Annotated in this window: 7 protein-coding genes; 5 read left to right on the top strand and 2 right to left on the bottom strand. The window is 35.7% G+C overall.

Features of this window, described 5'->3' with window-relative positions; translation table 11 throughout:
- From AC2JBO_RS39625 to AC2JBO_RS39610, 4 genes are all read left to right on the top strand, one after another.
- The coding region (locus AC2JBO_RS39625; protein WP_496959115.1) for a hypothetical protein at positions 1-1,437 on the top strand (1,437 nt) is incomplete at its 5' end.
- Positions 1,438-1,492: 55 nt separating this feature from the next.
- Entirely contained in the window at positions 1,493-2,632 is a 1,140-nt protein-coding gene (locus AC2JBO_RS39620) for a DUF1822 family protein (protein WP_496959114.1), read from the top strand.
- 89 nt (positions 2,633-2,721) lie between these two features.
- Positions 2,722-3,228 carry a helix-turn-helix domain-containing protein gene (locus AC2JBO_RS39615; protein WP_496959113.1) on the top strand — a complete coding sequence of 169 codons (507 nt, stop codon included), beginning with the start codon at positions 2,722-2,724 and terminating at the stop codon, positions 3,226-3,228.
- 109 nt (positions 3,229-3,337) lie between these two features.
- Entirely contained in the window at positions 3,338-3,478 is a 141-nt protein-coding gene (locus AC2JBO_RS39610; protein ID WP_496959112.1) for a hypothetical protein, read from the top strand.
- Between the two features lie 27 nt (positions 3,479-3,505).
- Here AC2JBO_RS39610 and AC2JBO_RS39605 read toward each other — a convergent pair whose 3' ends face one another.
- Positions 3,506-3,694: a hypothetical protein gene (locus tag AC2JBO_RS39605; RefSeq protein ID WP_496959111.1), complete on the bottom strand. Its 189-nt coding sequence runs from the start codon at positions 3,692-3,694 to the stop codon at positions 3,506-3,508.
- 395 nt (positions 3,695-4,089) lie between these two features.
- Here AC2JBO_RS39605 and AC2JBO_RS39600 point away from each other — a divergent pair, with 395 nt between their 5' ends.
- The gene (locus tag AC2JBO_RS39600; protein ID WP_496959110.1) at positions 4,090-8,517 is read left to right on the top strand and encodes a WD40 domain-containing protein; all 4,428 of its coding nucleotides are present in this window, start codon (positions 4,090-4,092) and stop codon (positions 8,515-8,517) included.
- 20 nt (positions 8,518-8,537) lie between these two features.
- On the opposite strand, the gene AC2JBO_RS39595 is transcribed toward AC2JBO_RS39600, so the two are convergent.
- On the bottom strand, positions 8,538-9,146 hold the full coding sequence (locus AC2JBO_RS39595; protein ID WP_496959109.1) for a hypothetical protein: 609 nt from the start codon (positions 9,144-9,146) through the stop codon (positions 8,538-8,540).
- Between the last annotated feature and the right edge of the window lie 259 nt (positions 9,147-9,405).

Genomic DNA, 9,405 nt, shown 5'->3' with positions numbered 1-9,405 from the left:
TCAAGATATTGGAAAATTTGGCAAGTTAACCCTGCTGCGGGGAAGTTAGGGTATAAACAGATTTCAGTTCCAATCGCTCTAGAGTTTGCCAAAAATCAAGTATCTGATGTAGATAATAGTAACAGCCAAAATATTTTGTTTTCGTATTTTCACGCAAATAAAGCTTGTGTGGATGCGGTTAATCGCGCGCAGGCAGGGCTTTGTCTCAGATGTTATGTTTCTGAACCAATACTGAGAGAATGTAAAAAAATAGACTCTCTATTTAGTGGTGGTAAGCAATTTACGTATCGAGATTTATTACCGTTTGTTCTGAATGATGATGGAGAAAAACTAATTATTTTAGACCGAGATGGAAAAAGTCAACTAATGGTAGATGACGATAATCAAGTTAAAGTATTTAAGTATAATTTTTTTTCGATGACAGTGTTACAAACATTTAATGCTGATTTACAATCTCGGATGAGCTTGGATAATTGGGCTTATTTACAAACGAAGCAAAATCCGGAAGTGAAGAACTTTTTATCTGAGTTTGGTTTTAAGCATCTGAGTGACTGGGCACTGTTAAACCGAGTTAGACGTGGGCAGCTTGAACGTTTATCTACTGAAGAACGTTATCTTATTGAAGCTTTTCATAGTGTTTATCGTCGAGACAGACGAATGCAACACCATAAGGGAGCGAAAAGGTGTCCTGACCCGACGAATGCTCAATTGCAAGAAATGTTAGCTTATTTGAAACAGTATCAACTTTCTATTAGTAACCCTGTACAGTTGATGAAAGAACTCAAAAATATTGCTCTACAAATGAGACAATATGATGTCTGGAGTTCTAGAGAATCTTTAGATATATATGATGCGGAAAGTGGTACATATCAACCAAGACGCGATTTACCTGTTGATTCTATTGATGAAGAGGATGTAGAACAGCAAGAATTTTTACAGTTTTTACATAAGCATCTTCATACAGTTTTGAGCCACATAATTCAGGAAGTAGTGGAAGCTAATATCAAAAAATTGCAAAAAAGTAATAAGTATGCACCTTTCGCGGATAAATATATCCAAGGACTACAATTATACTACTGTCAGGCAATGACTTTAAAAGAAATTGTGCCTCAGTTGGGTATGACAAGTTGGGATCAAGCCAGACGAGTTCTTAACCCAGGTGATTTGTTAGCTTCTGTTCGCGCGCGGACTGTGGAACAGATGCTAGAAAGTATTTTAAATTTAGCCGCAGAAAAAGGTTTGACTCAAATTCCACCTGAAGTAAATTATCTGAAAACGCTGACGGAACATATTGAATCTTATGTAGACGAACAAATGTTTCAAGCAGCAGCTGAAGAAATTAGAGCGGGGAAAAATCGGACGATGGATAGTTTATATGCTCAACAACTTCGCAGTTATATGCAAGCATGTACATCATCACCTGCAATGATTAGCTGACTGCATCAGTTTTGTTAAGTTACACCTATTTACCCTTACACGCGAGGTAAAACCCATGTCCAATTTAGATTTTGCTCAAGATTTTAGCCAAAATTTTAGACTTTTGTTCGCAGAAACCGTCTGCTTAGATACCGAGCATTTTGCATTTGCCAACCAAATAAGTTCTTTAGAGGCGGCTAATGCTTGGCAAGTTTATTTAAATACATTAGCACTACTTGCTCTTGAGACATGGTTAGATGATAGACTTACTCTCGGAGGCGCCACAAAACGCTTAATTGAGCGAGATATGAGCAAGATTGCGGTTGCAGGTAGTTTAAAACTACGTGACTACAAGTTTTGTGCTATTTCAACTGAGCATTTACTCAATGAAGTTGTCAATATACCTCAAGGACTAATTGAAGAGTCGGAGTTAACACCCCATTTTTACGTATTGCTTGAAGTTTTGGAAGAAGAGGAAGAGGTTATAATTAGAGGTTTTTTACCTCATAACAAATTAATTCAGGTAAAAAATGATTTGCAGTTACCAGTAGATAACGATTGCTATCAAATTCCATTATCCTACTTTGATATTGAACCAAATCATCTATTAACTTATTACCGTCATATTCAAGCATCTGAATTTACTGTAGCGATTGCTGCACCAATTGTCGATAGCCATCAAATTAGTCAAGTTGATCAAATTAGCGTTGGAACAGCCAAACATCTTAGTAGTACTACTACATTAAGCGAATGGTTGCAAGGGTTAATTGATCAAGTTTGGCAAAATATAGATTCTTTTGCAAATCCAGAATTAAATTTAGCTTTTAGTACCAGAAATATAAATCGAGACACTAAAAGAGCAAAAACAATTGATTTAGGTAGCAATTTTAATAGTAAAAAAGTTGCATTATTAGTGCATGTTTATCCCGATACAACGACTAATATATCAGAGGATACGCAAGCCAATATTACTCCAGATAGTTGTGACAAAATTAATGTATTGGCTCAACTACACCCTGTAGATGGAGAAAGGTTTTTACCGCAAAATACTAAATTAATATTATTGTCAAAAGCTGGTAAAATCCTCCAAGAAGTGACGGCAAGACTTCAAGATAATTATATTCAACTCAAAGTTTTTAAGGGCGAACCAGGTAAAAAATTTAGTATCCAGGTTAGTTTGGAAGATTTTTTTGTGACGGAAGATTTTGAGTTATGAATATGTGGTGCCTTTTTTAAGGTGCCGTTTTCAAGGCGCCGTTTAAAATTTGCATTTCCTAAAACAATATTAAATAATTAGGATAGAAAATGGCAAATATTTCAGTAAACGATACTAACCAAAAAACCAAAAACCACTTAATTAAATGTTTACAAACAGCAAGGTTTAAGGTAACTAGTACAGAAAATAATTTTGTTCAGGTTCAGCTACCGCAAGATAATTTATCTACCAATGAAGAAATTACAAAATCAAATGAAGAGAGGTCGATATTTCCATCCATTCCCCGATTAAATCATGTCTTTGAGTTTATTGAATTAAATTATCATCAACCTATTAGTCTCAAAGAAGTAGCTCAAGCAGTCGGTTATTCCTCAGCTTACTTAACTGACTTAGCGCGCAAACTTACTGGAAAAACGGTTAATTACTGGATTATTGAACGTCGGATAACTCAAGCATGTGACTTACTTCTAAAAACTAATTATTCGATTCATCAAATTTCTTTAAAAGTCGGTTATCAAAATACAAATCATTTTTACTCTCAATTTCGTAAGCGCTATAATACTACCCCTCATGCTTGGAGAAAAGCACAACGTTGAAGCCTCGCTCTACCTATATTTAAGCGTAAAGCGCAGGCTATGTCAACAAAATTTCAACTTTAGTTGCAGTACTTTGGAAAAGCAGGATTTAGAAAATGTCTTAGCAAGAATGAAACCTATTAAACCTGAACTATATCAAGCAATCACAGACTTAGACGGTGAATTACAAAGTGTTAATAATGTAGTCAACGTTATTAGTACTATTCGCAAAGTTTCAAATATTCTTGCTAGAGTTGTAATGATTTTGTAAAATCTTGAGTTTTGAATTTTACTCTTTCTAAGCTTTATCTGCTTCCGATGCTTTTGTTTGACTTTGTTGAGTAGAACGATCTACTTCTGTATCTTCGGATGAGTTTTTTCTCCGACCTATTTCTCTATCTGTAACTCCGGGAGAACGAGATGATGATTCTTCAGATTCTTGTTCTTCTGCTTGATTTTTTTTGGACTGCTGAGTTTGCTCACTCATAAATTACAAACAAATGTTATATTTGTGTCTAGTAGAACAATTTACCATATTGAGTAATTAGTATGATTTTTACATCCTCCCTAAGAGTTATTTTTATCTGAGAGCTGAATTTTAATTGTTTTGTATGGTTTTGATCCCCCTAGCCCCCTTAATAAGGCTACCGTGTACACACATCTTTTTATAATTCTTACATTCCTTCCCTTTGCGTACTTTGCGTACTTTGCGGTTCGTTAAAGAATTAACCGCGCTTGTTCGCAAAGAGGCAAAGAAAGAGAAGAAAGGCAACTTTTAGAGACTTGTGTGTACACAGTAGCGCGTGGAAGGGGGGATCAAAATGTTATTATTCAACAAGAGAACTATTTCACGCTTTCACTCTCGGCTTTGGTGTATAAACAATGATTCATTCGGTTGTCATCAATCTGGGGTATGGTAATTTATCCGAGGGGTTCCCTGTTATTACTGTTGGGTTACGCGCGGCAAATAATCCACGTTCACAGCAGTTTATCGGTAGTTTACCGCCAGCGCTGAATTTGGTAGAATTGTACCGAAGTTGGCAAATGATATATCAAAGTTTGCAAGGTCGGTCTGCATTTGTCCGCAGCAATTCTCGTTACGAAAGTGCATTGACCAGAAGTTTTGATGATGAACTGGAAATTGATGAAGGCAGTATTACAAATGTTTCCATAATAGATTTCTATGATTTGTGTCAGGAGTTAAAACTCAATATTGATAATTGGCTCTTATCGCCTGGAATTGTCAATATTAGCCGACAACTACGTGTTGCTCTTAACCCCACTGATGAAATTAGGGTAATTATCGAAACTCAAGATGCTATTCTCCAAAAATTACCTTGGCATTGTTGTGATTTTTTTCAAGATTATCCACGTGCAGAACTTTCGTTTGCTAGAAGTGAGTATAAATTTACTTCCTATTTACAATCGTCAACTCCCAGAAATCAAGTCAGGATTTTGGCAATTTTAGGTAATTCCCAAGGGATTGATTTAGAACAAGAACGAAGGTTTTTACAAAGTTTACCAGATGCAGAAGTAGAGTTTGTCGTCAAGCCGACACGGCAAGAATTTAATGATAAACTTTGGGATTCTCATGGTTGGGATATATTATTTTTTGCTGGGCATAGTCAAACTGAGCAAGATACGGGAATAATTTATATTAATGAAAATCTGACTGGTAATAGTTTAACGATTGAACAGTTGACAGAAGCTTTAAAAGCAGCTATTGAGAATGGGTTAAAAATGGTAATTTTTAATTCCTGCGATGGTTTGGGTTTAGCACAGGGTTTGGAAAAATTAAATTTACCAACAACCATCGTCATGCGCGAACCTGTGCCAAATCTGGTAGCAGAGGAATTTTTTAATTATTTTTTACAAGCATTCGCATTTGCACAACAATCTTTATATATATCTGTTCAACAAGCACGACGCAGATTACAAGGATTAGAAGATGATTTTCCCGGCGCCAGTTGGTTGCCAGTAATTTTTGTTAACCCTGCGGAAGAAGCACCTACTTGGGTAAGTTTAAAGGAAAAATACCCAAAAAAACTGGATAAGAAAAATAAACGTCAAGATTGGGGGAATGCAATTGATGTTTCTGCATTTTACGGAAGAAATGATGAAATTAATAGGTTAAAACAATGGATAGTGAATGATAAGTGTCGATTAATTACTATTATTGGCATGGGTGGAATTGGGAAGACTGCTTTATCTGCGAAATTAGCTTTATCTGTGGAAAATGAATTTGATTGTTTAATTTGGCGCAGTTTACGCAATGCACCATCTATACAAGAATTGTTGACCGACTTAATCGGTTTTTTAGCAATAGAAGATAAAATAGTTATCGCTAATTCCTTAGATAAGCAAATTTTACAATTAATCGATTGTTTGCGCGCGTCGCGTTGTTTAGTTGTCTTAGATAATATTGAATCGGTTCTAAATGGTGATAATTTAGGGTATCGTGAAGGATATACAGGGTACGGGCAACTTTTGCGGTGCGTTGGAGAAACGCTTCATCAAAGTTGTGTTTTAGTTACGAGTCGCGAAAAACCCAAAGGATTAAATGCCAAAGAAGGTAAAGACCTATCTGTACGCACGCTACCGTTAAAAGGATTAAATTATAGTGAGGGAGAATTAATACTCAAACAAAAAGGTTTATCACCATCAACAACAGAAATTAAGAGTTTGGTTGAGTGCTATGCTGGAAATCCTTTGGCGCTAAAAATTGCCGCAACAACAATTATAGATTTATTTGCTGGTAATATAAGTGATTGTTTACAAGTAGGCACAATTCTCTATAATGATATTTTTGATTTACTGAATCAACAATTTCAACGTCTATCAATATTGGAAATACAAGTCATGTATTGGTTAGCGATTAATCGAGAATGGGTATCTATTAAAGAATTACAAAATGATATTATTAATGTTGCTCCGCGCGATTTGATGCGAAATTTATTGACAGCTTTAGAATCTTTACAATCGCGCGGCTTAATTGAAAGTCAAGGGGGTAAATTTACGCAGCAACCAGTTGTCATGGAGTATGTAACAGAAGAATTGATCGAAAAAGGCACTCAAGAGATTTACACGGGAGAAATTGATACCCTCAATAAATATGCTTTCATCCAAACCCAAACTCAAGACTACTTAAGAAATGCTCAAATTCAATTCATTCTCCAACCAATTGCAAATAAATTATTAGAATATTGGATAACAACAGCAAATATTCAAACGCATTTAAATCAAATTTTAGCTCATTTGAAATCTTCTTCATCTCCCCGACCCGGATATGCAGCAGGTAATATTATTAATCTGTTGCGACAACTGGATATAGAACTAAATAATTATGACTTTTCTGGTCTGAATATTTGCCAAGCAAACCTGCAAGAAATAAATTTACAACAAACCAACTTTGCTAATTGCAATTTTCAAAAAACAATATTTACCCAAACATTAGGTAGTCTACTTGCTGCCAAATTTAATCCTACAGGTAAGTCATTTGCAACCGCAATCGAAAATAAAATCTATCTTTGGGAAGTAGACACCATCCAACAATTATTCCAACTTAACGGTCATACCGCGTGGGTACAATCGCTTGCTTTTCATCCAGATGGTAAAATCTTGGCTAGTGGTAGTAATGACAACACGATTAGATTGTGGAACACCGAAACCGGACAATGCTTGCAAATCCTCTCAGGTCATACATCCTTAGTACAAACTCTTGCTTTTAAACAGAACAGTAACATTTTAGCTAGTGGTAGCAGTGATCAAACAATTAGATTATGGGATATCTCTACTGGAGAGTGCTTGCAAATTTTCTCAGGACATACCAATAATATTATGTTTGTCACTTTTCATCCCCATCAACAAACATTAATCACCGCAAGCAGCGATAACACCGTTAGATTATGGGATATTGCAACTGGTGAGTGTATACGAATTTTCAATATAACAATTAATTGGCGCCTAGCGATAGCGTTAAGTCATAACGGTAAAATGTTAGTAACCGGAAGCGATAATAATGCAGTCAAATTTTGGGATATATCAAACGGTGAATGCATTAAAACCCTACCTAATTACCATAGCATCGTTTGGTCAGTTGTATTTAGTAACGACGACAAAACCATAATTACTGGCAGCGAAGATAACACTATTAAAATCTGGGATATCGAAACGGTAGAATGTATACAAACCTTACATGGAAATCAAAAGCGTATTTGGTTAGTTGATTTACACCCGAATAATTCTACTTTACTAAGTATCAACGAAGATCAAACCATCAAGCTTTGGGATATAGCTTCACGACGCTGCTTAAAAACATTAAAAGGTTATAGTAACTGGATATTGTCCCTTGCTTTTAGTCCCGATGGTCAAACCCTAGCTAGCTGTTCCCAAGACCAAAAAATCCGATTATGGGATATCAAAACCAGAAAATGCACTTTAACCCTAGAAGGACATGATGACTTAATCTCCACCATTGCCTTTGCACCCCCCCATATTCGCAATTATTTCTTGGCTAGTGGTAGCGACGACAACACTATCAAACTGTGGAATTACCAAGGTGAATGCTGGCAAACACTCCGAGGACACACAGCTTGGGTACATGGAGTTGCGTTTAGTCCTCAGGGTGAAATTTTAGCTAGTGGTAGTCGTGACAACACAGTAAAAATATGGGATTGTAGCACTGGCGCCTGTTTGCATACTTTTGTCGGGCATTCTAACCGCGTAAAATCAGTTAGTTTTAACAGAAGTGGTAATATCCTCGCCAGCGCTAGCGATGATCAAACCATCAAAATCTGGGATGTAAATAATGGTACTTGTTTACAAACTCTGACCGGACATCAAGATAGTGTTTGCTTCGTTGTTTTTAGTCCGAATGCTGATATTATTGCCAGTGGTAGCTGTAATAATATCATCAAAATTTGGAATGTAAATAATTGTGAATGTACGCAAACAATATTAGCACATTCGTCTAGAATACGCGCGCTTGCCTTTAGTCCAGATGGTAAAATATTAGCCAGTTGTAGTGATGACTGCACAATCAAACTGTGGGATGTGAATACAGGTAAGAATATTAGAATCATTACGGGACATGATAAAGGTGTATGGACAGTAGCATTTAGCTCCGATAATTGTCTACTAGCTAGCGGTAGCGAAGACGAAACGATGAAATTATGGAATTTGCAAGGTGAATGTATTCAAACCTTGAGATGTATTCGACAGTATGAAGGTATGAATATTACTAATGTTACCGGATTAACAGATGCTCAAAAAAATATTTTAATATCTTTAGGAGCAGGTGCCGAGCCTTGAAAAGTTAGAGATAAAATTAACTATTGACTGCTACCATTAGAAACAAATTTTTGAGTTTCTATTTGAATTGGTTCATCAATTTGTATTGACTCTTTACGGTCATATTCTTTCTCCTTTTCGTTCAGCTTCCACTTAACACTTTTAGATGCTTTAACAATAAATAGAAAACGGTTATATTCGACGGCTTTGTGAACGTACATTTTAGATGGAATTATAATTAAATAAGTTTCGGAAACACCGTTAGAACATTCAGAATGTTTAGGATTACCTTGAATCATAGAACAGTAACTTCCAAATTGATATTCTCCATCAATTGTGACAACTTGGATATTCTTGGCTGTTAAAGTTTTGGGAAATATTCCGTTACTATTTCTGCCATCTGCTTGATTAAGTTCCACTAATTTTTTGTGTAGTGGTGTTTTTGGATTATTAGCTTTTTGTAAGAATGATTTAATTGTGTTCTCCTTTAGCATATCAATTCCTGGCGTAACTGCTTTTGATACTGAAGACACAAATAAACTCGACATGGAAAAGCCAGCTAGCCACAAAATAGGTGTATACTTATTCATCGGTTTTAGTAAATTGTCGCATGTAAAAGTTTTAACATAAATTTTGAGAAGTTGTAGCATAGGCGTCTCGCCTATGCAGTGATATATATAAAGGAAACCAAGTTATTAATTTTGGATAAAGTCGAGCTAAAGTTGAGTTTTATATTTTTCGATTGATTAATAGGCACCGATGCGATAAATTTAAATACCCCAAAATTAATGATATAACTATTGATGGAAAAGCATATACTACGGTTTTCATATACCCAGAGCGTAAGTCCTGTAAGATACAAAGGTACATTATTGTACTAACAACGGTCTTCTGTGACAGTTTTGATAG

This window comes from Calothrix sp. CBUCES-K 9914 (assembly GCF_059640475.1).
The sequence above is the reverse complement of the archived record's forward strand: the minus strand, read 5'-3'. Positions and strand labels throughout refer to the sequence as shown.